Annotated in this window: 23 protein-coding genes, 1 tRNA gene, 1 other RNA gene and 3 pseudogenes; 10 read left to right on the forward strand and 18 right to left on the reverse strand. The window is 70.1% G+C overall.

Annotated features, from left to right (window positions below; all coding sequences use genetic code 11):
- Nucleotides 1-83 precede the first annotated feature (83 nt).
- The 3 genes from purD to ffs all read right to left on the reverse strand — a co-directional run bounded on the left by purD (nt 84) and on the right by ffs (nt 4,086).
- Nucleotides 84-1,337, reverse strand: coding sequence for a phosphoribosylamine--glycine ligase (gene purD, locus ACFVYL_RS33685; RefSeq protein WP_389722754.1), 1,254 nt, complete (start codon nt 1,335-1,337; stop codon nt 84-86).
- A 257-nt stretch (nt 1,338-1,594) separates the two neighbouring features.
- Nucleotides 1,595-3,943, reverse strand: coding sequence for a DNA polymerase III subunit gamma and tau (locus ACFVYL_RS33690; protein ID WP_389722756.1), 2,349 nt, complete (start codon nt 3,941-3,943; stop codon nt 1,595-1,597).
- A 44-nt stretch (nt 3,944-3,987) separates the two neighbouring features.
- An RNA gene (gene ffs, locus ACFVYL_RS33695) (signal recognition particle sRNA small type) lies at nt 3,988-4,086 on the reverse strand.
- A gap of 153 nt (nt 4,087-4,239) precedes the next feature.
- On the opposite strand from ffs, the gene ACFVYL_RS33700 reads away from it, so the two are divergent.
- Nucleotides 4,240-4,324 (forward strand) — tRNA-Ser (locus ACFVYL_RS33700).
- A gap of 36 nt (nt 4,325-4,360) precedes the next feature.
- Here ACFVYL_RS33700 and ACFVYL_RS33705 read toward each other — a convergent pair.
- On the reverse strand, nt 4,361-4,813 hold the full coding sequence (locus ACFVYL_RS33705; protein ID WP_389722758.1) for a DUF317 domain-containing protein: 453 nt from the start codon (nt 4,811-4,813) through the stop codon (nt 4,361-4,363).
- Entirely contained in the window at nt 4,814-4,936 is a 123-nt protein-coding gene (locus ACFVYL_RS33710; RefSeq protein ID WP_389722760.1) for a hypothetical protein, read from the reverse strand.
- Nucleotides 4,937-5,376: 440 nt separating this feature from the next.
- On the opposite strand from ACFVYL_RS33710, the gene ACFVYL_RS33715 reads away from it, so the two are divergent.
- The 7 genes and pseudogenes from ACFVYL_RS33715 to ACFVYL_RS33745 all read left to right on the forward strand — a co-directional run.
- Nucleotides 5,377-6,030 (forward strand): hypothetical protein, encoded by a 654-nt coding sequence (locus ACFVYL_RS33715; RefSeq protein WP_389722762.1) that lies wholly within the window; start codon nt 5,377-5,379, stop codon nt 6,028-6,030.
- Nucleotides 6,031-6,239: 209 nt separating this feature from the next.
- Nucleotides 6,240-7,043 (forward strand): hypothetical protein, encoded by an 804-nt coding sequence (locus ACFVYL_RS33720; protein WP_389722764.1) that lies wholly within the window; start codon nt 6,240-6,242, stop codon nt 7,041-7,043.
- Between the two features lie 80 nt (nt 7,044-7,123).
- Complete coding sequence (locus ACFVYL_RS33725; protein WP_389722766.1) at nt 7,124-7,435, forward strand: hypothetical protein; 312 nt, start codon at nt 7,124-7,126, stop codon at nt 7,433-7,435.
- A 7-nt stretch (nt 7,436-7,442) separates the two neighbouring features.
- The gene (locus ACFVYL_RS33730) at nt 7,443-11,843 is read left to right on the forward strand and encodes a DUF6531 domain-containing protein (protein WP_389722768.1); all 4,401 of its coding nucleotides are present in this window, start codon (nt 7,443-7,445) and stop codon (nt 11,841-11,843) included.
- Nucleotides 11,843-12,337: a hypothetical protein gene (locus ACFVYL_RS33735; RefSeq protein ID WP_389722770.1), complete on the forward strand. Its 495-nt coding sequence runs from the start codon at nt 11,843-11,845 to the stop codon at nt 12,335-12,337. Before ACFVYL_RS33730 ends, ACFVYL_RS33735 begins: the two co-directional genes overlap by 1 nt.
- Nucleotides 12,338-12,733: 396 nt before the next feature.
- Nucleotides 12,734-15,202 (forward strand): helicase C-terminal domain-containing protein, encoded by a 2,469-nt coding sequence (locus ACFVYL_RS33740; RefSeq protein WP_389722816.1) that lies wholly within the window; start codon nt 12,734-12,736, stop codon nt 15,200-15,202.
- Nucleotides 15,203-15,263: 61 nt separating this feature from the next.
- Nucleotides 15,264-15,367: pseudogene (locus tag ACFVYL_RS33745) on the forward strand (restriction endonuclease); the annotation flags it as partial.
- On the opposite strand, the pseudogene ACFVYL_RS33750 reads toward ACFVYL_RS33745, so the two are convergent.
- Nucleotides 15,361-15,560: pseudogene (locus tag ACFVYL_RS33750) on the reverse strand (restriction endonuclease); the annotation flags it as partial. The pseudogenes ACFVYL_RS33745 and ACFVYL_RS33750 overlap by 7 nt on opposite strands.
- 110 nt (nt 15,561-15,670) lie before the next feature.
- On the opposite strand from ACFVYL_RS33750, the gene ACFVYL_RS33755 reads away from it, so the two are divergent.
- Nucleotides 15,671-15,964: a CopG family transcriptional regulator gene (locus tag ACFVYL_RS33755; RefSeq protein WP_389722772.1), complete on the forward strand. Its 294-nt coding sequence runs from the start codon at nt 15,671-15,673 to the stop codon at nt 15,962-15,964.
- A complete protein-coding gene (locus ACFVYL_RS33760; RefSeq protein WP_389722774.1) occupies nt 15,961-16,386 on the forward strand; it encodes a hypothetical protein in 426 nt (141 codons plus the stop codon). The genes ACFVYL_RS33755 and ACFVYL_RS33760 overlap by 4 nt, the downstream gene beginning before the upstream one ends.
- 41 nt (nt 16,387-16,427) lie before the next feature.
- Here the strand turns inward: ACFVYL_RS33760 and ACFVYL_RS33765 are convergent, their stop codons facing one another.
- From ACFVYL_RS33765 to ACFVYL_RS33820, 12 genes and pseudogenes are all read right to left on the reverse strand, one after another.
- Complete coding sequence (locus ACFVYL_RS33765) at nt 16,428-16,565, reverse strand: hypothetical protein (RefSeq protein WP_389722824.1); 138 nt, start codon at nt 16,563-16,565, stop codon at nt 16,428-16,430.
- A gap of 49 nt (nt 16,566-16,614) precedes the next feature.
- A pseudogene (locus ACFVYL_RS33770) lies at nt 16,615-16,758 on the reverse strand (DUF317 domain-containing protein); the annotation flags it as partial.
- A gap of 129 nt (nt 16,759-16,887) precedes the next feature.
- Nucleotides 16,888-17,289 carry a DNA-binding protein gene (locus ACFVYL_RS33775; RefSeq protein WP_389722776.1) on the reverse strand — a complete coding sequence of 134 codons (402 nt, stop codon included), beginning with the start codon at nt 17,287-17,289 and terminating at the stop codon, nt 16,888-16,890.
- On the reverse strand, nt 17,286-17,534 hold the full coding sequence (locus tag ACFVYL_RS33780; RefSeq protein WP_389722778.1) for a hypothetical protein: 249 nt from the start codon (nt 17,532-17,534) through the stop codon (nt 17,286-17,288). Before ACFVYL_RS33780 ends, ACFVYL_RS33775 begins: the two co-directional genes overlap by 4 nt.
- A 279-nt stretch (nt 17,535-17,813) precedes the next feature.
- Nucleotides 17,814-18,068: a hypothetical protein gene (locus ACFVYL_RS33785; protein ID WP_389722780.1), complete on the reverse strand. Its 255-nt coding sequence runs from the start codon at nt 18,066-18,068 to the stop codon at nt 17,814-17,816.
- Nucleotides 18,055-18,282, reverse strand: coding sequence for a hypothetical protein (locus ACFVYL_RS33790; RefSeq protein ID WP_389722782.1), 228 nt, complete (start codon nt 18,280-18,282; stop codon nt 18,055-18,057). Before ACFVYL_RS33790 ends, ACFVYL_RS33785 begins: the two co-directional genes overlap by 14 nt.
- Before the next feature lie 123 nt (nt 18,283-18,405).
- Entirely contained in the window at nt 18,406-19,260 is an 855-nt protein-coding gene (locus ACFVYL_RS33795; protein WP_389722784.1) for a peptidoglycan-binding protein, read from the reverse strand.
- Nucleotides 19,261-19,278: 18 nt separating this feature from the next.
- Nucleotides 19,279-19,914: a hypothetical protein gene (locus ACFVYL_RS33800; RefSeq protein ID WP_389722786.1), complete on the reverse strand. Its 636-nt coding sequence runs from the start codon at nt 19,912-19,914 to the stop codon at nt 19,279-19,281.
- Nucleotides 19,915-19,950: 36 nt separating this feature from the next.
- On the reverse strand, nt 19,951-20,085 hold the full coding sequence (locus tag ACFVYL_RS33805; protein WP_389722788.1) for a hypothetical protein: 135 nt from the start codon (nt 20,083-20,085) through the stop codon (nt 19,951-19,953).
- Nucleotides 20,082-22,457, reverse strand: coding sequence for a hypothetical protein (locus ACFVYL_RS33810; RefSeq protein ID WP_389722790.1), 2,376 nt, complete (start codon nt 22,455-22,457; stop codon nt 20,082-20,084). Before ACFVYL_RS33810 ends, ACFVYL_RS33805 begins: the two co-directional genes overlap by 4 nt.
- Nucleotides 22,444-23,262 carry a hypothetical protein gene (locus ACFVYL_RS33815; RefSeq protein ID WP_389722792.1) on the reverse strand — a complete coding sequence of 273 codons (819 nt, stop codon included), beginning with the start codon at nt 23,260-23,262 and terminating at the stop codon, nt 22,444-22,446. The genes ACFVYL_RS33810 and ACFVYL_RS33815 overlap by 14 nt, the downstream gene beginning before the upstream one ends.
- Nucleotides 23,263-23,493: 231 nt before the next feature.
- Nucleotides 23,494-24,603 (reverse strand): hypothetical protein, encoded by a 1,110-nt coding sequence (locus ACFVYL_RS33820; protein WP_389722793.1) that lies wholly within the window; start codon nt 24,601-24,603, stop codon nt 23,494-23,496.
- Between the last annotated feature and the right edge of the window lie 22 nt (nt 24,604-24,625).

Raw genomic sequence — 24,625 nt, forward strand, 5'->3', positions numbered from 1 at the left:
GGAGGGAGCGCTGGGTCGGGCGGGAGCGCGGGGTCAGGAGGGAGCGCAGGGACGGGCGGGAGCGCGGCCGGGCGGCCGGTGGCTCACGCCTCCGCGGCCGCCTTCGCCGCGATGTCCGTGCGGTGCTGGGAGCCGTCGAGGCGGATGCGGGACAGCGCGGCGTACGCGCGCTCGCGGGCCTCGGTGAGACCGGCGCCGGTCGCCGTCACGGAGAGCACCCGCCCGCCCGCGCTGACGACGGCGTCGCCGTCCCGTGCCGTCCCGGCGTGCAGGACGTACGCATCCGGGGCATCCTGCGCGGCCACCTCGTCGAGCCCCTCGATGGGGTCGCCGGTGCGCGGCGTGCCGGGGTAGTTGTGCGAGGCGACGACCACGGTCACCGCGGCCTCGTCGCTCCAGCGCAGCGGGGGCAGGTCGGCGAGGTTGCCGGTCGCCGCGGCCATCAGGAGCCCGGCGAGCGGGGTCCGCAGGCGGGCGAGGACGACCTGGGTCTCGGGATCGCCGAAACGGGCGTTGAACTCGATGACGCGCACGCCGCGGCTCGTGATCGCCAGGCCCGCGTACAGCAGCCCCGCGAACGGGGTGCCGCGGCGGCGCAGCTCGTCCACGGTCGGCTGGAGCACGGATCCCATGACCTCGTCGACCAGCTTGGGGTCGGCCCACGGGAGCGGCGAGTAGGCACCCATGCCGCCCGTGTTCGGGCCCTCGTCGCCGTCGAGCGCGCGCTTGAAGTCCTGGGCGGGCTGCAACGGGACGACGGTCTCGCCGTCGGTGATCGCGAAGAGGGAGACCTCTGGGCCGTCCAGGAACTCCTCGATGACGACGCGGCCGCAGGCCAGGGCGTGTGCGCGGGCCACCTCGACGTCGTCGGTGACGACGACGCCCTTGCCCGCCGCGAGGCCGTCGTCCTTGACGACGTACGGCGCCCCGAAGGCGTCGAGGGCCACGTCGATCTCGGCCGGGGTGGTGCAGACGTACGACCGGGCGGTCGGCACGCTCGCGCCGGCCATCACGTCCTTGGCGAACGCCTTGCTGCCCTCAAGTCGGGCGGCCTCCTCGGAGGGGCCGAAGCAGGGGATGCCCGCCGCGCGCACGACGTCGGCGACGCCCGCGACGAGGGGGGCCTCCGGGCCCACGACGACGAGAGAGGCGCCCAGCTCCTTGGCGAGGCCGGTCACGGCGGCGCCGTCGAGGGCGTCGACCCGGTGCAGCTCGGCCACCTCTGCGATGCCGGCGTTGCCGGGGGCGCAGTGCAGCTCGGAGACGTCGGGGTCGAGGGACAGAGAGCGGCACAGGGCGTGTTCGCGGGCACCACTGCCGATGACGAGGACCTTCACGGTGGTCAGCCTAGCCCGCGGTGCGGCATGTCTTCGTACGGGCTGCCAGATCTGGCTTTTCCAGCCTCTTGTACGTTCCTCCAGCTCGGGAGTACCCCTCCGGGGCCCGGCCGGTTTTCTGCCCGCGGCTCCCCGTGCCTTCGGACCCGGAAAACCCACACCACCGCTCCGCGGCGGATACCTCCCGCCCACCCACCCGTTTGCCCCGCGACGTCAGGCCCGGGTAGGGACGGCTGGTCCTACTCGCTCTACTCGCTCTACTCGTTCGGGTACTCGTCGACCACCGTCGCGCCCAGCTCCCGCATGATCAGGTCGTGACCGGAGAGGGCCGACTCCACCAGGTCCGGGTCGTCGTCCTCGGGGATGTCGTCCTCGGGGGACACGTGCTCCGGGGCGGGGGCCGACCGGGGGGCCGGGGCGGGGTCCGGGGCCGGCGGGGGCGGGGCCTGGGGTGACGGGGCCGATGAGGCCGCCGGGGGTGGCGTCGGCTGGCGCGGGGGCGCGGCCGGGCGGGGGGCCGCCGGGGCGCCGCCGCCGAAGTTTCCGGCGGCCGGCGGGGGCGCGGAGCCGCCGGACGGGTCGACGATCGCCTCGACCTTCCACTCCACGCCGAACTGCTCGGACAGCGCGGCCCGCAGCACGTCCTCGCTGCCGCTGCTGGCGAAGTTGTCCCGCGCGCCCGCGTTGACGAAGCCGATCTGGAGGGTCGTCCCGTCGAACCCGGCCACCTGGGCGTTCTGGCTCAGCAGGATCCAGGTGAAGCGGCGGCGGTTCTTCACCGCCTCGAGGATGTTCGGCCACAGGGTGCGGGGGTCGGGGCCGCCCGCGGGGGCCTGGGCGGCCATCGGGGCGGGGGCCTGCGGGGCCTGGGCCTGCGCCGGGGCGGGCTGCGGGGCGGCCGGAGTGCTGCTTCCCGCGGTCGCGGCGGTGGGCCAGCCGCCCGGACGGGGGGCCGACTCCGGGGCGGCGGGGGACGCGGCCGCGGGTGCGGAGGGGGAGGGGGAGGCCGCCGGGCCGCTGCCCGGGGCAGAGGCCGTGGGCCAGCCGCCGGGCCGCCGCTCACCGGCCGCAGCGGGAGGAGGGGCAGGGGCGGCAGGGACGGCAGGGGCCGCGGGAACTTCCGCCGGGGCCGCCTGACGCGCGGGAGGGGCTTCAGAAGCCTGCGGAGCGGCCTGCGGCGCCGGACCACTCACGTCCGAACCCGAGCCCGGGCTCTGCCCCTGCGGACCGCCGGACCCCCGCACCGCCGCACGCGCGGCGGCAGGACCGCCCCCGGGCGCCACCGGCTGCCCCATATCGGCGGGACCGCCCGACGGGCCTCCCGAGGGACCACCCGCGGGAGCACCCGCAGGCATCCCGCCCCCGGACTGCTGCACGCCCGCGTGGGCCTCGGGCCCGGGGACGTACCCCATCGCGGGGCCGGGGCGCTGGCCGCCAGGGACGAAGTTGCCGCCGCGCTCCAGGCGGTCGAGGCGGGCCATGACGGACCGCTCGTCGTCATAGGCGGCGGGGAGCAGCACGCGCGCGCAGATCAGCTCCAGCTGGAGCCGCGGCGAGGTGGCGCCGCGCATTTCGGTGAGGCCCTCGTTCACGATGTCGGCCGCGCGGCTCAGTTCGGCGCCTCCGAAGACACCGGCCTGGGCCTGCATCCGCTCGACGACGTCGGCGGGGGCGTCGATGAGCCCCTTCTCGGCGGCGTCCGGCACGGCCGCGAGGATCACCAGGTCCCGCATCCGCTCCAGCAGGTCGGCGACGAAGCGCCGCGGGTCGTTGCCGCCCTCGATGACGCGATCCACGACTTCGAAGGCGGCGGCGCCGTCCCCGGAGGCGAAGGCCTCGATCACGGAGTCGAGCAGCGAGCCGTCCGTGTACCCGAGGAGGGACGTCGCCATGGCATACGTCACGCCGTCCTCGGCCGCGCCGGCGAGGAGCTGGTCCATGACGGACATGGAGTCCCGCACGGAACCGGCACCGGCCCGCACGACCAGGGGATAGACCCCGTCCTCGACGGTCATGGACTCGTGCCCGCAGACCTCGGCGAGGTAGTCCCTGAGGGTGCCGGGGGGCACCAGGCGGAACGGGTAGTGGTGCGTGCGCGAACGGATCGTGCCGATGACCTTCTCGGGCTCGGTCGTCGCGAAGATGAACTTGAGGTGCTCCGGAGGCTCCTCGACCACCTTCAGGAGGGCGTTGAAGCCCGCCGAGGTGACCATGTGGGCCTCGTCGATGATGTAGATCTTGTACCGGCTGGACGCGGGGCCGAAGAAGGCCTTCTCGCGCAGGTCACGCGCGTCGTCGACACCACCGTGCGACGCGGCGTCGATCTCGATGACGTCGATGGAACCCGGCCCGTTCCGCGCCAGGTCGCGGCAGGACTGGCACTCACCGCAGGGCGTGGGAGTGGGTCCTTGCTCACAGTTGAGACAGCGGGCCAGAATGCGCGCGCTCGTCGTCTTGCCGCAGCCGCGCGGGCCACTGAACAGGTAGGCATGGTTGACCCGGTTGTTCCGCAGCGCCTGCTGCAGCGGGTCGGTCACATGCTCCTGCCCGATGACCTCGGCGAACGACTCCGGGCGATAGCGGCGGTACAAGGCGAGAGACGACACGCCTACGAGGTTATAGGCGACCACCGACAACCCGGACCGCCCGAACGCAAAGCGCCCCCCACGCACCCGCCAGAGCCGACCTACCCTTGCTGCCTTCCGGCCCTGGGGGAGTTCAGTCAGATAGCGCCACGTGAGGGGCTGGCCCCCACAGTAGCGGATCCCCGGCCCCGGAAGCGACGCCGCCCCCGGCCCGGACCGTCCCCGGGACCGACCCGAGGACGACATGACGACGATCACGTCGACGACCTCGGGATCGTGTTCGCGAGCACTCCCCAACGTCTTGTATTGTTTGCGGCGGAGGATTCGCCTAGTGGCCTAGGGCGCACGCTTGGAAAGCGTGTTGGGGGCAACCCCTCACGAGTTCGAATCTCGTATCCTCCGCACTCGCCCGTCAGGGCAAACGAAGGGTCCGACCGCTCAGCGGTCGGACCCTTCGTCGTTACGTGGTCTCAGTTGCGCAGAAGGGGCAGCCGTGGACTTCCACGGACTCCACGGACAGGGCTTCGGCCGCTCGCTGCCGACGATCAGGCCGCTGGGTGACGAGCCCGAACACGGTGCAGCAGAAGCCGGGTCGGTGGCAGTGGTGCCGGGCCAGTCCGCGCCGCGGAGCCGGCCCTGGGCGCGGAGCGCGGTCAGGGCCCTCTTCGGGCCCTCGAAGCCGACGTCGGGTGCCTCACGGGCGTCGATCGCGACAAGGAGATCGGCGAGCACCTCGTGCGGGACACCGCCGGTGAAGCACGCGTTCCGTTCGGTCATGGCGGAGCCGGCATGTGGGCAGGCGCTCAGCTGCCGGGCGACAGGCGACCCGCCCAGCTCGAACGGGTAGCTGGCGAGGATCCACTCGGCACCGCGCAGCTCGTCCCGACTCACCTACAGCAGAGTGTTGCGGGAAGGCGGCCACATGCGCCAGCCGAGGCCGGCCAGGACGTCACCCATCCGCTCGGCGAGATCGCCGTCGTCACCGGCCAGGTGGCGCGGGATGACCCAGTTCACCGAGACCTGTGCGCGAAGCAGGGCTCGATGGGGTGGTGCGGATGCAGGGGCGCCTCTGCGGGGTCAGGGGTGCTTCTCCTGCAAGGCGTTGTACGTTGACATGCCCTGCGGCCACGTACCAGCCCCTCCCGGGGTCTTTCCTGTCTGCCCTCCGGCGAACTGGTGTGAAGCCAGACAGATTTGACCAGGTACACGCCCTGGCCCGAGGCGACGGCTACCGAGGCGAGCGCCCCTCCTTGGATGGTCTCGGTTCCTGCGCGGCATGGGCGGCATTCAGCCCCGTCTCACCCGCCTCCCGCTGCAATCCGTGTACGCCGCACCCGTATTGTCCGATCCGCCCCACCGAGCTCCGGCCATCGTCTCCCCCCGCCTCAGTGTCACCACGTCGTCACAGATAGCGTTGGTTTGCTTGGCTTAGTTCCTACTTCCCGGAGATCTCTGTGAATCGCTCGATCCGGCTCGCGACGTCCGCGCTCACAGCATGTGCGGCCCTGCTGCTGACCGCCTGCGGTGGCTCGGGCGATGACAAGGACAACGGCAAGATCGCCGGGGCGGACACCGGCAGAAAGAAGTCGGCGTCGCCGTCGCCATCTGCGGCGACGGACGGGATCGACCGGCCGGAGATCAAGCTGCCAGCCGACATGAAGAACGTCTTCGAGGGCGGGGAGACCAGGGACGCGGTCAAAGACGCGATCCTCGCGGACAACGAGCGGCGCATCAACGCAGTGGACGCGGCTCTCGCATCCGGCGATCTGAAGCACTCGGCCATTGCTTTCTACACGACGGACCGCGCGCTCATGGGGCTCTCCGAGTACGCCAAGCGTGCCATCGGCAAGAACATCAGCTGGACGGGCACCACCCGCTACTTCGACCGTCAGGTGACGGTCTTCAGTAAGACCTCGGCGGCAGTGACGTACTGCGCGGACGAAAGCCGGTCGAACTCCAAGGACCGTAAGACGAACAAGGTCACGAAGGTCAAGACCTCGCCGGACAGCTACGTCTACTACAACACCGCGATGACGAAGAACAAGGACGGCGTCTGGCAGACGCGTGATCTCAGCGAGGACAGGGGGGCGCAGAGGTGCCAACCGTGAGGCGTAAGGGGACGGCAGTGGCCCTCGCGGTTGTCCTGTGCGTCGTGGGGACGCATGAAGCTCTGGCCGGGGGCCACGGTGCCGTCGGATCCCAGGCCCCGGAGACGTCCGGTGAGGCCTCTGGCCAAGACCTCTTCTCCAAGGTCGTCTTCAAGTCGGAAGGCGGATCATCCCGGGACGGACATTCCGGGCCTCTCACGCCGACGTCGATGGACTGGAAGGCACCTGCCTGCTGGTACGAGCCGTACTGGAAGGCCAAGGACTTCAAGACCTTCACGGAAGCCAAGTGGTCCATGTACTCGTCGGTCGGCGGCGACCCCAAAGGCATCGCGGGCGACAAAGCGCTCTACAAGGGCGGTAAGCCCTACAAGAACTTCAACACCGCCAAGAACGACAAGGGCATGTGGTGGGTGGGCGTCAAGAACAAGGACATGGAAAAGGACCCGGCCGCAGGCGCCTGCAACCGCAAGCCCTTCTGGGTGGACAACGGCAAGGACCCAGGCATCCTCGAGGCCATCGACACCAAGACGCTTGCTGACCTCGCCTACCAGCGGACCAAAGTTCCGGACACCGAGGTCGAGTTGAAGCCGGAGAACCGGTCCACGGTGAACCTGCCTACCTGGGTGTGGCTGGACAAGGCCAAGTTCAAGCAGGTCAAGGTCCGTGCCGAACTGCCCGGCACCGACCTGTGGGCGGAGACCATCGCCAAGCCCGTCGGGCTCCACCTGAATCCCGGCACGGACGACGCGGAGACGTATCCCGCCTCCGGCGAGTGCGCCATCAACGACGACAACATTGGGATGCCCTACGCCAAGGGTGACTCCGACAAGACACCCCCGTGTGGCGTCAGGTACCTGCGCGCCACCGCCGGGGAGCCGTACCAGCTGAAGGCGTCAGTGACATGGGAGGTCACCTGGCGAGGCGCCGGGAAAACAGGGGACGACCTGCCGAACGGCACCTTCGAAACCACCCAGGACATGGACGTCCAAGAGATCCAGTCCATCAACCGCTGACAGAGCCTGCAGGCCGGACCGGTCTGCACGCGTCGGCGCATCACGCGTAGAACCATCTCGACCCACGGGGGCGGACAGGTATGTCGGACCTGAAGAAGGATGCGGAGTCCCTGCACAAGGCGGCCTCCGCGCTGGGCAAGATCGATCACCACACCCGAAAGCCGCTGCACGACTTCAAGGCCGCTTCGCACGACCTGTCCGCGTTCGGCGTGCTGGGCTCGCTGATGAGCGCCAAGGACGACATCCAGGACGGCATGGACACCATCGCCAAGCTCACGGCGAGCCTGCACAAGGAGTGGGAGGCCGAGGCGAAGTTCCTGGGCGACGTCTCCGACGCCTTCGACCTGCTGGACATCCTGCTGAGCGCCGCGGCTCGCGCCAAGAAGGGCTGAGCCATCCATGGGCTTCGACATCCCCGGCATCGACGTCGACGACCTCAATCCGCTGCACTGGATCAACAAGGCCAACCACGCCTTCGGTGACAGCCTCGCCAGCAATCTGGAGTTCCTCGGCATCACCGACCCCGCAGTCGACCCCGACGGCATCCGGGAGATAACCAAGCAGTGGCGGGCCCTGGCCAAGGGCCTCGACGCCGCCGCCCACGACGCCGAGACGGCACTCAAGGACCTGGAGTGGGAGGGCGAGGCCGCCAAGGCCCTCCACAAGCGGGCCAAGACCGCCCGCACGCAGGCCACCAACATGGCTGACTCGCTACGCGACGGCGCCAAGGCGCTGGACGACTTCGCCGACGAGGCGCACGAGTTGCTGACCGAGATTGGTGTGATCCTCGCCGAAATCGCCGAGTTCGAGATCGCGAGCCTGGCCCTGTCGGTGCTGACGGGTGGCCTTTCCGTGATAGCCGGTAACCTGGCGGCCGGCGCCCGGGCCGCGAAGGTCGTGGCACTGATCGCCCGGATCGAGAAGTCCGGCACTCGCATGGCTTCGGTCATCCGCACCGTGATGGAGGCGATCCGAGGCCTGGAGCGGACGCTGAAGGCCCTCGGGGAGATCAAGACCATCGCCAAGGCCGGCAAACTCGCGGGCGATGGAATGAAGTTCGCCGCCTTCGACGCGCTACTGAAGGACCCCGGCACCTTCAAGGACCCGGGCAAGCTGGCGGAGGCCCTGGCAGCCGGGGCTGCTTTCGGAGTGGGTCTGGGAGGTCTGGGCAAACTTCTGGGCAAGGGCCTGGGCAAGCTCAAGCCCAGCGAACTGGCGAAACTCGGCAGGACGTTGGGGCTCGACGGTTCGGGCCTGTCCCGGCTCAAGCTGCGCCCCGCGGAGTGGGAGAAGCTGCCCGCTTCCATCAAGGCAATCCTCAAGAAGCTCGACCGTGACCCGATCGACGTGGCCACCGGCGACGTGCTGCTGCCACAGACCGACGTCGAACTGCCGGGCACCCTGCCCTTGCTCTTGGAACGCACCCACCTGTCGTCGTACCGATGGGGAGGCTGGTTCGGGCCTTCCTGGGCCTCCACCCTCGACCAGCGCCTCCAGGCCGACGACGAGGGCGTCATCTACACCACCTCCGACGGCATACGGCTGGTCTATCCCCACCCGGCCGCTGGGGCAGAGGAACCCGTCTACCCGGAGGTCGGTCCGCGCCTGCCCCTGACCTGGGACGTGAGCACCGACGGCGGCATGCGCGTCACGGATCCCATAACCGGGCAGACCTGCATCTTCCACAGCCCGCAGCCCACCGACGAGGGTGACGCGGTGGACCTTCCACTGCAGGAGATCGTGGATCGCAACGGGCAGCGGATCACCATCCACTACAGGGATGACGGCACTCCTGCGGAAGTCCGCCACAGCGGCGGATACCGCGTCGCCATCGACTGCCATCCCGACCTGCCCCGCATCGCCGCCCTGCGTCTCCTCGACTCGCACCGCCCCGAGGCCAAGGGCATACCACTGGTCTCGTACGGCTACAACGACAGCGGGCACCTCACCGAAGTCACCAACTCCAGCGGCCTGTCCATGCGGTTTACCTACGACGAGGCGGGCCGGATCACCTCTTGGACCGACCGCAACGGCACCAGTTACACCTATGCCTACGACGACCGGGGCCGGGTGGTGCGCACCGAGGGAAGCGGCGGCTTCCTGTCCGGCGCTCTGGCCTACGACGATGCGACGCATACGACGCATACGACGCATACGACAACGGTCACCGACTCCAGAGGCAACGTCACCCGGTACGAACACAACGAGGCATTCCGCCTCGTCCGACTGACCGATCCTCTCGGCAACATCACGTGCCAAGAGTGGGACGACGAGCACCGGTTGACCGCCGTCACCGATCCTCTGGGACACACCACTCGCTACCGCTACACCGAGCAAGGGCGCCCGGTGTCCATCACCAGGCCCGATGGCCGTGAGCTCGCCTCCGAGTACAACGAGCTCGGTCTGGTCACACAGGTCATCGGGCCGGACGGCTCCATCTGGCGTGAGGAGTACGACGAGCGCGGTAATCGCACCGCCAGCACGGACCCGACGGGGGCGACCACTCAATACGCCCACGACACCCACGGGCACATCAAGCAGATCACCGACGCTCTCGGTCACACGACCCGGCTCCGGTGCAACGCTGCAGGATTGCCAGTAGAGTTCACCGACCCGCTGGGGGCCACCACTCATCTCGGACGTGACATCTTCGGGCGTACGGTCACCATGACCGACGCGCTCGGCCACACGACCCGGATGGAATGGACGGCCGATGGCCAGCTCGCCTCTCGTACTACCTCCGACGGCACCAGCGAGTCCTGGACGTACGACGGCGAGGGAAACTGCACCAGCCACACCAACGGACTCGGTGCCATCACTCGCTTCGAGTACACCCACTTCGACCTGATGTCAGCGCGTACCGGCCCGGACGGTGCACGCCATACCTTCACGCACGACACCGAGCTCCGCTTGACGGAAGTCACCAACTCTCAGGGGATGAGCTGGTGTTACGAGTACGACGCGGCCGGACGTCTCTCCCGCGAGACTGACTTCAACGGGCGCTCCCTCACGTACACCCATGATCCAGCGGGCCGCCCCACCTCACGCTCCAACGCTCTGGGCGAGACGCTCCACTTCGCGTACGACGAGCTCGGCCGGCTCGTCCGCAAGGACGCCCACGGCGCCGACACCGCCTTCACATACGGCCCCGCTGGACAGCTGACGCAAGCGGTCGGTCCGGACGCCACCGTCCTCTTCGAGCGCGACGCCGCCGGGCGCCTCCTGGCGGAGACGGTGAACGGCCGCACCACCACCTACAGCTACGACCTCCTGGGCCGCCGCACCCACCGCACCACCCCGACCGGCGCGCTCAACCACCGCGCCTACGACGCGGTCGGCAGCCTCACCCGTTCGGTCACCGCCGACCGCGCGATCGATTTCGACCGCGATGCGGAAGGGCGAGAGACAACTCGCCGCATCGACTCCGTGCTCACCCTGGCCAGTTCCTTCGACGGCCTCGGCCGCATGGTGGCTCAGTCCGTCACTGGACCGGAAGCGAGGGTGGTCCAGCACCGGGCCTTCTCCTACCGTCCGGACGACAACCTGATCCGCATCGACGACCACCTCAGCGGCACGCGACACTTCGAACTGGACACCACGGGACGCGTCACCGCCGTACGCGCGGCCGACTGGACGGAGTCGTACACGTACGACGGTGCAGGCAACCAGACCAACGCCTCATGGCCCCAGGACCATCCCGGCCAGGAAGCCGCGGGCCCCCGCTCGTACACCGGAACCCGCATCACCCGTGCCGGCGGTGTCCGCTACGAGCACGACGCGGTAGGCCGGATCGTCCTCCGGCAGAAGACCCGCCTGTCCCGCAAGCCGGACACCTGGCGCTACAGCTGGGACACCGAGAATCGCCTCACCGAAGTGGTCACGCCGGACGGCACCACCTGGCGCTACCAGTACGACCCTCTGGGCCGTCGCATCGCCAAGCAGCGCCTCGATTCAGACGGCAGCACAGCGGTCGAAGAGACCGCCTTCACGTGGGACGGCACCACGCTTTGCGAGCAAACGACCACGGGGTCCGAGCTACCGAATGCGGTGACCCTCACCTGGGACCACGAGGACCTACGGCCTCTCTGCCAGCTCGAACGCGTCACGGCTGCCGACGCCCCGCAGGACGAGATCGACACGCGCTTCTTCTCGATCGTCACCGACCTGGTCGGCACCCCCACCGAACTCCTCGACGAGTCCGGCGGCATCGCATGGCGCTCCCGCACCACACTGTGGGGCATCACGGCGTGGACGGCACAGAGCACCGCGTACACGCCTCTGCGCTTCCCCGGCCAGTACTTCGACCCAGAAACCGCCCTCCACTACAACTACTTCCGCCACTACGACCCCGAAACGGCCCGCTACCTCACCCAGGACCCGCTCGGCCTCGACCCGGCGCCCAACCCGGACACCTACGTCAACAACCCCCACACCTGGACCGATCCGCTCGGCCTCGCCCCGTACAACATCCACGCGTCCGTCGCGTATCAGGACTGGGGAACCAAGGGCGCGCATATCCACATCAAGAACATGGAAGTGCGCATCTTCCCGAACGACAAGGGCGGGATCGGCGCCGAGGGAATCAGGATGAAGCACGGCACCGCCAGCAACGCGCAAGTGCAGAAGGTTCTCGATGAGATCCACTCGAATCCGGCCCTCCGGAACGACATCATCGATAAGGCCACGTCCGCACGGAACTCCATGAACAAGGGTGAATTCGGGATGAACAAGAACCGTGCCGCGGAACTGCACTTCATCATCAAGAACCTAGAGAAGCTGAACAAGCCGAAAGCCGACTGATGCCAGACATTGACTTCTACGTGACCGCAACCTTGCGGAACGAGGTACTGGAAATCCCTCTCGGCACCCCTCCGGAAGCCTGGGAGGAGGGCCTCGGAGACGACTTCCTGGACGACGCCCAGAAGTCTCACATGCGGCGCGACTACGGGCTCATCGAAGTCGCCTTCACCAAACGCGACGGCCTCTGGGAATCCGTATCCGCCTCGCTGCAGATCCATCGTCTGGCCCACGGCCTCGAGGGTATGGTCCCACTACCGCTCGCACGGTCCTACGGGGAGTTCTCGGAGCGCATGGGATTCGACCAGTTCCGGACAGCGCTACAGACTCTAGGTGGAGCCCTTGAAGAAGTCGCTGACCCCTCAATGGGCGGGTTCAGCCACTTCCGAGAGGCCACAGCCCGCTCCTCGGTGTACGTCGTCGAGGAGCCGCCTCATGACGGACTGGAGCCCGGCACCCTCTGGTCGATCGTCTTGTTCCGGAGTGGCCAGTCATGAGCGCACCCCGCCAAGCGGGCTCCCGCAACCCCGGGAGAGCAGCGAAGCCCGGTGCTCACACGTACCGACGGACCTGCAGCAGGTGATCACGCAGCGGCCATCGAGATCGGTTACGCGACGGCGACCTCGACGGAGACATCCGGGAGTGGCGGCCTGGCCTGTTCGAGGAGTAAACGCAGGATGGGGGCCAGAACGAGAACCTCTTGGTGGTCTCAGTTCTGGCCTCACCCATTTGCGACATAAGGGGCATTATTGGCTGTGCCGCTGAGGAACGAGCCGCAGGACTTGCTTTCGCTCAGAAGCGGACCCGAGCGGCCCTCACGATGCGCCATGCTGGAGTGGTACAGGCCCGTTCCGGTCCTGAGTCCCCCGGTCTCGTCGATGTGAGGTGCCCCGATCGGCAAGCACAGCGGCAGCGGATCCGCGCTGGCCGAGTGGCTGAGCGGTCTGGAGAACCACCGGCTCGAGAGGGTTCTGGCAGCTCGCTCTGATGCCGTATTGCCGCCGGAGCCACGGTCGTTCGGTGAGTTGGCGGATCGTCTTCAGCGTCCGGGATCGGTGGCTCCGGCGCTGGCCGGGCTCTCGCGGCCGCAGCTGCAGACGACCGAGGCCCTGGCCGCGCTGGGTCCCGTGCCCCGTGCCGCTCTGGCCGATCTGCTGGGCGTGACCGGAGCTGAGCCGAATCGCGGCCTTGACGCGGCGCTGGAGACGTTGGCCGATCGCGCGTTGGTGTGGCCGGACGGCAACGGACTGCTGCGCATGGCGGCGCCATTGCGGCAGGCGTGGGAGCAGCCGCTGGGTCTTGACGCGCCGCTCGCCCTGATCCTGTCGGACACGACCTCGGAGGAGCTGCGCCGCATGCTGGTGACTCTGGGTGTCCCTTCGCCCGGTACCAGTACTAAGAAGCAACGGCTCGCTGCCCTGCTGGCGCACCACAGTGATGCGGAGCGGGTTACCGCCGTGGTCGCCTCGGCGCCGCCGGCCGCACGGAAACTGCTGCGGCAGCGCTCCCAACACCGGCCTGAACAGCCGCGAGCCGTAACAGAGTTCGTCACCCTCGAAGGCTCTGGTACCGATTCCGCGGCGGGTGAGCGCTGGGCCTTGGAGCGGGGGCTGCTGGTCCGGAGCCGGTACGGGTACGGACCTTCCCGCATGCCGGCCGAGGTGGCGCTCGCGCTGCGCGGGCCCGACTGGCACGCCTCTTTCGATCCGGCCCCGCCCGCCGTGCGGACGGTCTCCGTCACCCCGATGGAGGTGGACCGGGAGGCAGCGGCTTCGGCGACGGCGTTCGCCGCCCATGCCGCTTCGGTCCTGGCGGTGTGCTCCGAGTCTCCGCCCGCCCTGTTGAAGTCCGGCGGGGTCGGAGCGCGTGAGCTGTCCCGGGTCGGCAAGGCCGCGCAGTGCGAGGACATCGTCGTACGTCTTGTCCTGGAGACCGCGTACGCCGCCGGGCTGCTGGCCAGGGACGGCGACCAGATCGCGGCAACGAGCGAGTACGACGCCTGGGCGGAGCGAGAGCCCTCGGAGCAGCTCATCGTGCTGCTCACGGCATGGCGAACACTGCCTCTCACCCCGGCCCAGGCCCGCGACGCGGAGGGCAAAGCGCTTCCCGCGCTTGCCGGAACACCGCCCTGCCAAGGCTGTGTGCAAGCCCGGGAAGGGCTCGTCACCGGGGCGGCACTGCTCCCGGCGGGGCAGGGGGCGAAGAATCCCGTGGAACTGGGGGTACTGGTCGGCTGGCACCGGCCGTTCGCCGAGGAACTCGCCCAGGACACCGCACCGTTCGCCACCGCGATCCACGAGGCGGAACTGCTCGGCGTCATCGCCCGCGGTGCCCTGTCCCCCATCGGCGCTGCCCTGCGGACCGAGGACACCGGTGAGGCCGTCGATGCCGAAGCCCTGGCCGCAGCCTGTGCGCGGCTGCTGCCCACGGCCACCCGGACAGCCCGCTTCGGCGCCGATCTCACCGCCGTCGTCACCGGCATACCGAGCGCCCGGCTCGCCGCGCTCCTCGACACCGTCGCGGACCGGGAGGCCGGCGGCACGGCATCGGTGTGGCGGTTCGGCCCGGGCACCGTCCGCCGTGCCTTGGACGCGGGCCGCACGGCCGATGCCATCGAGGCCGACCTGGCCGCCGTCGCTGTCGGCGCCCTCCCGCAGCCACTGTCGTACCTGATCCACGACACCGCGCGCGGCCACGGCCGGGTGCGCGTCACTTCCGCTGCCTGCGTGATCCACGGCGAGGATCCCGCCCTCCTCACGGAGCTCGCCGCGCATCGAAAGCTCGCCGTTCTCGGCCTGCGGCTGCTGGCGCCGACCGTGCTCGTCAGCCGGTCCCCGCTCGAGAAGACCATCACCGCGCTGCGGGCAGCGGGCTACGCTCCCGTTGCCGAGGGCGCCGACGGAACCGTACGCGTCGACAAGGCCCGGCGCCGTCGGACCGTGGCCCCGGTACCGAACCCGCGCAAGACCGACGGCGCACCGCTCCGTCGGCGCGCCGGTGTCCCCGTGGCCCAGCCCCCGGCCGCCGTTGACCTGGCCGCCCTCGCCATCCGGCTGAGGGCAGCCCCGGCGAATCCGCCGGAACCCGATCCGGGGAGCGGCATCCCGTTCGGCACCGACACCGAGGAGATCGTCGCCGGGCACGCGCGTTCGCTCTCCCTCACCGACGTCCGCCAACTGGCGCACGCCATCGACGAGGGCCGGGCCCTCACCATCGAGTACGTCGCCGCCTCGGGCAACCGCACCGTACGCACCCTCAGCCGGCTCGAACTCGACCCGCCCTACCTGTACGCCTGGTGTCACCTGCGCGACGACGAAAGGGTCTTCAGCCTCTCCCGCATCCACGGCGTCATGCCCACGTAGTGCTTGCCATGGGCCTGAGTCCCGGCGGGATGCCTGCGACGTACCCCTACGAGCGCCGCTCATGGACTGGGTGGATCGCACCGCGAAACTGAGGCAGTGGGCAGAAGCGGAGCGCGCGCACCGCACAAGCCACTGCTGTCCTGTACGCGCTCGGCAGATTCCCACACACCGTCGTTCACCAGGTGGTGGAACGGGTAGGCGGACGTCGTCCGGTTGCCTGGACGGTACTCGGCGAACAGCCGCCGCAGGTCCTCCTCCACCGTGCTGTACCGCAGCTCGCCGACCGCATCCTGCTGGAGCGGGGTCAGGGAGTTGCGGGCGTCCACCCCGTTGCCGTCGCCCATCGCGCCTGGCACACCGGGCGGGTCTTCCACGGCAGTCCGCGCCCGCCACTGCGACCTGATCACCGGGGCGGCCGCCATACGACCTGCTGGTAAGGGGCGCGATACCAAGAGTATGGTCCCTTATATGGCGACGAAGAAGGTGACCGTAACCATTCCCGAGGATCTCCTCGACGAGATCCGCACGGAGGCCGCGGAGCGGGGTCTGTCGGCGTACGTCGCGGAGGCACTGCGTTTCAAGCGAGACCGGGACCGCCTGGGGGAACTGGTCGACTGGCTGCAGGAAGAGCACGGCCCCGTCACCGAAGACGAGCGCGCCGCCGCCTTCACAGAGCTGGAGAATCTCGACGCCGAGCACGAGCGCCGCCGCGCCACCGGAAAGCACGGCGACGGAAAGCACGGCGACGGAGAGGCTGCGTGAAGAAGCGAGCCGCTGAGCACCGGCAGCGGCCGCTGCGCGTCTTCGTGCTCGACTGCGAAGCCCTGTCCCTGGCCGTACGAGGCGACCGGAAGATGATCGCCTGGCTCGACCTGGCGGCGCGGGGCGAAGCCGAGGTGGTGACGTCTCCGATGGCGCTGGTCGAGGCGTACGACGGCCGAACCACCGAGCAACGTTGGGACTGGGTCCTCTCCCGCCTCAAAGTCGCCGACATCGGAAAGGACGAGGCCCGCCAGGCCCGTCGGCTCCTGGCTGATGCCAAGTTGCACGGCCACAAGTACGCGATCGACGCGGTGCTCGCTGTCATCGCGCGTCAGCAGAAGGGGCAGGTCACCGTCTTCACATCGGATGTGGACGATCTGGAGAAGCTGGTCCCGGAGTCGATCGTCGTCAAGAAGGTGTGACCCGGCGCTCCAGTCTCAGCTGTGGTCTCATTCGGCCCCGTTCAGCGCCGCCCGGGCCCTCCGCCGCCACCCGCTCCACCGCAGGTGCGGGGCCAGTCCGCGTCGAGGAGCCGGCCCTGGGCGCGGAGCGCGGTCAGGGCCCTCTTCGCGCCCTCGAAGCCGACGTCGGGGTGCCTCACAGGCGTCGATCGCGACAAGGAGATCGGCGAGCACCTCGTGCGGGACACCACCGGTGAAGCACGCGTTCCATTCGGTCATGGCAGAGCCGGCATGTGGGCAGGCGCTCAGCTGCCAGGTGACAGGCGACCCGCCCAGCTCGAACGGGTAGCTGGCGAGGATCCACTCGGCACCGCGCAGCTCGTCCGGGCTCACCTACAGCAGGGTGTTGCGGGAAGTCGGCCACATGCGCCAGCCGAGGCCGGCCAGGACGTCTCACGAAGGCCGTCGAGTTGGGCTACGCCACGGCTCTGCAAGACGTACGCGACGGTGACTCCGACGCGGTCAGAGCCCGATCATCCGGACCTTGCTGCCACACAGCCGGGTCATGTCATCGGCATCCGACGTGAGGATGGCGACCGGGCCGGGCCGGCGCAGGGCCGCTTCCGCGACCGTCGCGTCGATCGCGTACTTATGACCGTGCAGACCGGTGGCCTTGAGTAGCTGTGCCGCCGCCCTGGCCGCCGCCTCCGTGACCGGCTCCACCTTGACCCGGGACAGCGCCCATTGCAGCCGGGGCAGATTCACCCTGGAGTGGCTCACCTCCACGATGGTGTTGGCGCCGACGACGAGGTCTGCGCCCATATCGTGGAACACCTGGAACATCGCCAGAGTCTTCCGGTCCTGGGCGATCCACGCCGACAGTCCCTCGCTGTCGAGGACAACGGTCTCGATGTACCCGCTCACGCGGCGCTCGCGCCGCCCACGGCCTGAGCCGTACCGAAGATCCGCGCCCGCGCCTCGGCCAGTTCCTCGTCGCTGAAGGCTCCGTGCTCGTCCGTGTGGGCGCGCAGGTCGGCCCCGAGGAGCTGGTGCCGGATCTGGCGGGCGACCGCTTCGGCCACGTAGCCGGAGATGTTGTCCGTGAGCTTCCTCAGCTCCGCCACCTGCTCGGCGGGGAGCGTCACCGTGATGCGAGTGGTGTCAGCCATAGCCGCAAGCATACTGCGGTATGCGCACCGCGCTCTCTCCGTTTCCCGCAGTCGGATCGGTCGGCGTCGGCCGAGGCCGCTGTCGACTCGCGCACGGGCCGGTGCTGGACACGCGATCGACTCGCGCTTCTTCGCCGTCGTGACCGACCACGTCGGGACTCCCACCGAGCTCCTGGACGAGACCGGCTCCATCGCACTCGCCCGAGTGGGCAGACGAAGGCCCCGGCCGGTTCGCCGGTCGGGGCCTTCGTCGTTCCCGGGGGCCGCTGCCTGCCCCCCCTACTTTCCGCCCGCCTGCCAGAGCGTGACCGCCAGGGCCGTGCAGGACGTGATCGCTGCCAGGGAGGGCAGGGGCCAGCGGCTGCGTTCCAGGGTGTCGAGGCGGTCCTCGTGTTCCGAGAGGGTTTTGTCGGTCTGGTCGGCGCGTTGCAGCAGGAGCGCCAGGTCGCCCCGAGTGGTGGCGAAACCGACGTCTACGGAGCGGCGCAGTCGCTCCAACTCCAGGGGGACGCTCCCGGTCTCAGCTGCCGCCATCGTCCACCCCCTTCCTCCGCAGCCACGAGGGCAGCAGCGCCTCGACGGCCGGCACCGCCATCAGGCGGCTCAGTGCCGTGGCGAAGGCCACGAGGCCCGCGAGCGCCGGGATGTCGGAGAGCCGGGGGTCGGACGCGAGGAGCGGCAGCGCGGCGATGAGGGTGAAGAGTGCTTGTACGGCGGTGCGCAGGCCTCTGCGCGTGGCATCGTTCATGATCGTCCTCCCCAGGACTCGGTGTCAGGACGGTGGTCGGGACAGGGGACAGGGGACAGGGGGCGGGGGGCGGGGCAGGGCCAGCGGCCGGGGCAGGGGGCCGGGCACGGAACAGGGCAGGGGTCAGGGGCGCGGTACGCGCAGGCGGTCCCAGCTGGGTCGTCCCGGGATCCCGTCCGCGTCCGCGCCCCGGTAGCCGAGCTTGTGCTGCCAGGCGGCGTACGAGGCGCGGTCGGCCTCGCTCCAGACCGGGCCGGGGCCGACCGCGTACCGGCCGCAGCCCTCCTTGACCAGGCGGTGGCCGACGGCCGTGCACAGGTCGTCGCGCCGCCCGATCGCGAAGAACGCCGCTCCGGGGAACGGTGCGTATTTGGGGGTTTCGCCGCCTGGCTCCTTCGTGCCGAGGCGCGTCGACACGCGGCCGCGCATCACCGGCATCGAGAACGTCGGGTCGATCTTGCGGCGGGTCCACTCCCGGTGCCCGATGACGCTCGCTCCCGACCAGCCGTGGGCCCGGCACAGGGCCGCCGACAGGCGCTCCACCGTGTCGAGTTGGGCGGCCGGGAAGGGGTCGCGGCCGTTGCCGAGGTTCTCGATCTCGAAGCCGTAGAAGCGGGCGTTGCCGTCCACGGCGTCGGGGCCGGGACGGGACGGCAGCGGCTTCGACGTGCGGACCGCGTCGAGCACCGCGGCCGAACCGTTGCCCGCGTGGTTGGTGCGGCCGTATCCGACGAGGTGGAGCGTGCCGTCCTTGGTGATCAGGCCGATGCAGAGCGGGCCGGGCAGGGCGGGCATGCCCCGGCGGCAGAGCGCGAGGCTGTCGGTGCCCGCGGTGTGGTGCAGCATGACGCCGTGCACCGGGCCCCAGGAGCCCTTGTGATTGCGGTTGTGCGTCCTCCAGTTGCCGTGTTCTCTCATGCGGACGCCCTCGCCGCGCAGGGCGCGGACGAGGGCGTCGGGGGTCAGAGGTGTAGCCACGGGGGCCTCCTCGGTGCGTCAGATCATGGGCGTGATGGTGAGGTAGCGGTTGGTGAAGGTGGCGGTGCCCGCGGTGGTGCGGAAGGCGCCGGTCACGGTGTAGGCGGCGCCCGCGGTGAGGCCGGTGAGCGGGAACTGGATGCTCGCCGTGACCTGGTTCGTGCCGCCGACGACGGCCGCGCGGGAGTCGGCCGCGGCGGTGACGACCCTGGTGCCCTGCTTCACGGAGGCCGAGAAGTACGCGAGACCGGCCGCGCTGTTGTTGAAGCGGGCGCCGATCGTGAGGACCGCGGCGCCGTACGGCGGGGCGATGAACGTGAGGGCGAAGGGGTCGGTGGCGCCGGTGAGCGTCTCGACGTACGCCGTCGACGTCGTCGTACCGCTCAGGGTGCTGGACCAGTGCGCCGGGCCGAGGGAGAGCGGGGCCCACTGCTTGGCGGCGGTGAAGTAGTAGTGGCGGCCGGGGTTGTTGAGCCAGGCGACCATGCCCGGGATCGGGTCGGTCACCTTCGCGTCGCGGGCCGCGGCGTCGGCGAACCGCAGCACGGTGCGGCCGTCGACGGCCTCGGCGAGGGACTGCAGGTGGACGGGGATGTCGGCGTTGTCGGCGGGCTGCGGGTAGGGCAGGTTGCCGAGCGGGGTGAGAGCGACCATGGGATCGGTTCCTCCAGATACGCGGGGGTGTTCGGGTCAGCCTTCGAGGGGCAGCGGCAGCAGCTGGCTCGGGTCCGGCCCTTCGTCGCCCGCCTCCACGAGGGGGTCGTCGATCTGGGTGGGTCCCGGTGGCGGCTCGTAGCCCTCGACCGGTGTCTCCTCTTCGTTCATGCCGTGCCTCCCGGTGTGTCCAGCAGCGTCCGGTAGCTGATCGTCTGCTTGGTGAGGGCGTCGAGCGTCGCGTACTGCGCGCTGAGGCGCTGGTACTTCCGCTGCTGGCCGTACGCGGGGTCGACCGGGGCGTCGGGGGCGAGCCCGGCGTCGGCCGGTACGCCGTTGAAGGCGGTGCCGCGCAGGGTGAGGGTCTGCTGCGGCGCTCCCCCGGCGGTGTGCGTGGTGCTGATGCCCACCACCCAGGCCAGCGTGTCGAGTTCGGCGCCCGCCGTGTCGACCACCCTGACCACGTCGCCGAGTTGGATGCGGGGATCGTGCAGGACCTCGACGTCGCCGAGGAGCGGCACGGGGTAGCGGCCCGCGCTGATCATGGCCTTCGAGAGGTCGGCGGCGGTCTCCGCGGTCTGCACCCAGTCGGCGGAGGGCGCCGTGTACTGCTGCTTCCCGTAGTACTTCTGACTGGTCGAGTTCGTCCACGCGTACGAGCGCAGCTTCGGGTCGGCCGAGCGTTTGAGCGGCTGGAGCCGCACGGAGGGCTTGCCGTCCTTCGTCACCGTCCACACGCTGGACGCACTGTGGTTGGCGAACCGCACGGAGTACGTCGGGCCGTCCCGCCAGCAGCTCACCGTGACATCGCCCTTGACCGACGTCCCACCGGTCTTCGCGGTGCCGAAGCGCACCTGGTGCCCCTCGCCGGAGACGGAGTCGTCCAGGACGCCGGGCGGGCCGACTTCGGTGTCGTCCTCGGCCATGGCGTACTGCACGACGACCGCCGAGTTCGGCTTGATCTCCCGTACCACCGTGTCCTGGATCGGCTCGCCGACCACTGCCTTGATTCCGTTCCAGTCCTGGTAGGGCTGCTCGCAGTGGTTGCGGCAGGCGTCGATCTCCTCGGTGACGGTGAGCGAGGAGATGTCCCGGCGCGTGGTGACGGTGAGGTCGGGCACGGCCGGCACCTTGGTGAACCGCGAGGAGCCGCGCCAGCGGAAGACGCCCTGCTCGTCGAATTCGGCGGTGGACATGCTGGCGCGGGCGATCTCGGTGATCACGTCCCACTGGGAGCCGGACACCTTCGGTATGTCGAAGAGCGGCAGCTCGGGGGTGTCGAGGACGGCACCCTTGGTCCACTGCCCCCGCTGCTCCCACTCCTCCGGCGGATAGGTCGCGGTGTCCGTCCAGACCCGGTCGGTGACCTGGACGCACTCGACCGCCATGTCGGTCTTCAGGTTGACCTGGTGCAGCTCGGAGACCGGCTGCCAGGCGATCTCCTTGTCGAAGGTGGTCTTCGCACCCACCCGGTATCTGCCGTCGGGCTGAGTGAGGCGCGGCTGCACGGTCGGGGCGACGACGGAGCCGGTCGACGACGTGTCCACCATGAAGCCGAGGTGCCACACGCCCCGCAGAGAGGCCAGCGTGTCGATGGGCCAGGGCGGCAGCACCTGCTCGCCGACACCGTTGGTGCCCGACGAGATGTGCACCAGGCCGGTGGCGATGTCGAAGGTCGCCTTGAGGTACCCGGTGCGCGTTCCGTTCTGATCGAACACCGCCGACATCTCGATCATGTTGCCCCGTGCGAGCGCCGTGTTGACCCAGCACTCCACCTGGAAGACCTTGCCCGGCAGGGCGAACCGCGAGCGCGGCATCCACGACACGTCCAGCCCGGCCGCCTTGGGCATCAGGGCCATCTCGAAGGGCGCGCCCTCGCGGATCCAGTCGTACGTCGACGGGCTCGGCACGTACTCGGGCTGGCCGTGCGTCGCGTTGAAGCCGCCGTGCAGGGAGGCGTAGAGCGCGGTGAACGGCTTCGTGTCGGCCGGGTCGACGGCCGGGGCGCGCGGCGGCGGGCAGCTGTGGATGCCGCCCTGGCGCAGGAGTTCGTCGACGCACCAGGTCGCGGTGGCGACGGGGCGGCCCCACATATAGCCGTGGTAGGGCCGTGGCAGCGACGCCGGCCCCCGCAGCCGCTCCGCGCCGTCCAGGGCCTGCACGGTGACGGTGTCGCTGCCGGACGCGGCGGTACGGGAGCGCACGGTGCCGCGGAAGGCGGGCACGGTGCGGCCGCCCGCGCCCGCCGTGTGGACGACGGACTGGCCGGGGCGTACGAGGTCGCCCGTGAGGCGGTCCGCCCACGCCGAGTAGAGCCGGGGCGCGGGAACGCCCTCCGCGCCGCCGAGCAACAGCTCCAGCTGGGCGGACGCGCTGCCGGACACGGCGCGCATCGCCTCGGGGAGGTCCGTCGCGTACGCCCGCTCGACCTTCCACGACTGGACCTGCGGGCCGACCTCCTTGCCGCCGAGGCGGGTCGAGTGGGTCGGCACGCGCTCGGGCCCGGAGAGGGCCCGGTCGAGGACCTCGTCAGAGCGCTGCATCGCTGACCTCCACGAGATCGATGCTGACGTTGCGGTACGGCAGCCGGGCCGCGGGGACGTCCGTGTACGCCGTGACCGCCATGGCCGGGCAGCCGTCGCCCAGGGCGTGCGCGACCGGCTCCTCGTCGAGGGTGAGGCAGCCGCCCGCGAGCCCGAACAGGCCGACGGCGCCGGGCCGGGCGGCGGGCGTGACGAAGGCGGCGCCCGCGGGGGCGGTGGCGGTGACGGAGGTGCCCGCGGTGTGGCTGGAGCTGAGGTACTTCCCGTCCGCCGCCTTCCAGTCCAGTTGGGCGGTGGCTGTGGCCGGGTCCCAGCCGGCCGGCAGCAGCCAGGACACGCGCATGCCCGGCTCCACCGGCCAGCCGGTCCAGACTCCGTGCACCCACCCGACGGCGGCGTCCGCCTCCCGGCAGTCGACGGTGGTGATGCCCTCGGCATTACGGGCCAGCGCGATGTCCCCGTTCACGGCGAACCAGTGGTCCCCGCCGCCGGGGACGTCCGACTGCCCTGCCGCCTGGTACGGGTCGAGCAGGTTGACGGAGGCGGGGTCGAGGACGACGAGGGGGCCGCGGCCGGTGCCGACGCGGCGGGCGAGCCGGGCGAGATGCTGGGCGTCCTCGGGCTCCAGCCACTCGAAGGAGAGCTTGAGGCGGCCGGTGGTGCGGGTGGGCGCGAAGGTGGTGACGCGGCCTTCGAGCGCCTTGAACTCGGTGACGTTGAGCTCGGCGGTGCGGTCCCAGCTCTTCGCCGCCTGACGGATTTCGCGGAGCCGGCCTGGGGCTCCGATCCACAGGTTCCTGGCCATGAACTCCTCCTGTTCTGTCGTGACTTGAGTGCCGACTGGGGCGGGGCCTGTCGGCCTAGGCCCTGTCGTCAAACTCGCGTCGTTCGCCCGGAGGGCGGTCTCGCGGCGTCTGGTGCGTGCGATCGCAAGGCGGAGGGTCATCCCGGTACTGGGCGTACCGGGATGAGCCCGACAACGCGGCGAGCGTGCGTGCCAGGCGTCGCGAGGCAGACGGGAGTTTGACGACAGGGCCTAGCGGCGGGCCAGGGCGCGCTGCCCGGCGAATACGGCGCGGGCGATCGTCTGCGAGTCGACGTCGACGTGTACGGGGCGGTCGGCGAGGCGCTCCATGGCCTCGGCGAGGCGGCGCAGGGCGGCGGGGTTGCCGCCGTTGTTGAGCATGCGCTCCAGGCGGGAGAGCGGAATGACGGCTTCGGACTCGCCCGCCTCGCCGACGAGGGCGAGGGTGCCGCCGTTGCGGGCCTGCACGACGCCGCCCTGGGCGAGGTGCGGGACGGGCACGTGCAGGCGCGGGAACCCGAACGACTTCCCTCCCCACTTCGGCACCCAGCTCGGGATGGAGATCTTGATCCCGGCGAGGACGCCGAACACGCCGTTCAGGGCGGTGGCGAGTCCCTTGATCGGGGTGAGGATGAGGTTGCCGAGCCCCTTGACCAGCGGCTTGATGAAGTCGACGGCCGAGCGGGTGCCGGACTTGATGCCCTTCCACGCGGCGTTCATGCCGCGCTTGAGGGCGGCGGTGACCTTGTCCATCTTCACGAACTGGGTGATCAGCGGGGCCGCGAGCGTCATGATCAGCCCGAACGGGCTGCCCGCCATGGCGAGGTTGAGCCCCTTCTGCGCGGCGCTCGCGCCCTTGAGGCCCTTGCCCAGCTTGCCCATGGACTTGCCGCCGTTGTCGGCGTTCTTGCCGGCCTTGCCGACGGACTTGTCCACGGCGTCGGCCTGGCGCTTCACGTCACGCAGGGCGGTCTTGGCCTTGTCCGCGGAGCCACGGAGCTTGTCGAGGGAACTCTTGAACTTGTCGGACCCCTTGCGGGCCGTGCCAAGGGATCCGTCGGCGGTACGGAGGCCGGAGTGCAGCTTCTTGACCGCGCTGCTGCTGTTGTTGGCGGACGTACGGAGCTTGCCGACCGCGGTGGCGGCGGAGCCGGTGGATTTGCCGAGCTTTCCGGCGGCGGTGGCGGCGGAACTGGACGGCTTCCCCAGCTTGTTCACGGAGTCCGCCGCGGAGCCGGTGGACTTTCCCAGCTTGCCGACCTGGGTGGCGGCCTGGCTCGCGGCGCTGCGCATGCGGCCGAGTTGGGTGGCCGCGGTGCTTATGGACTTGTTCAATGCCATGGGCTTCTACTCCTGACTTCTT

The organism is Streptomyces sp. NPDC058308, from assembly GCF_042880275.1.
Lineage (GTDB): Bacteria > Actinomycetota > Actinomycetes > Streptomycetales > Streptomycetaceae > Streptomyces.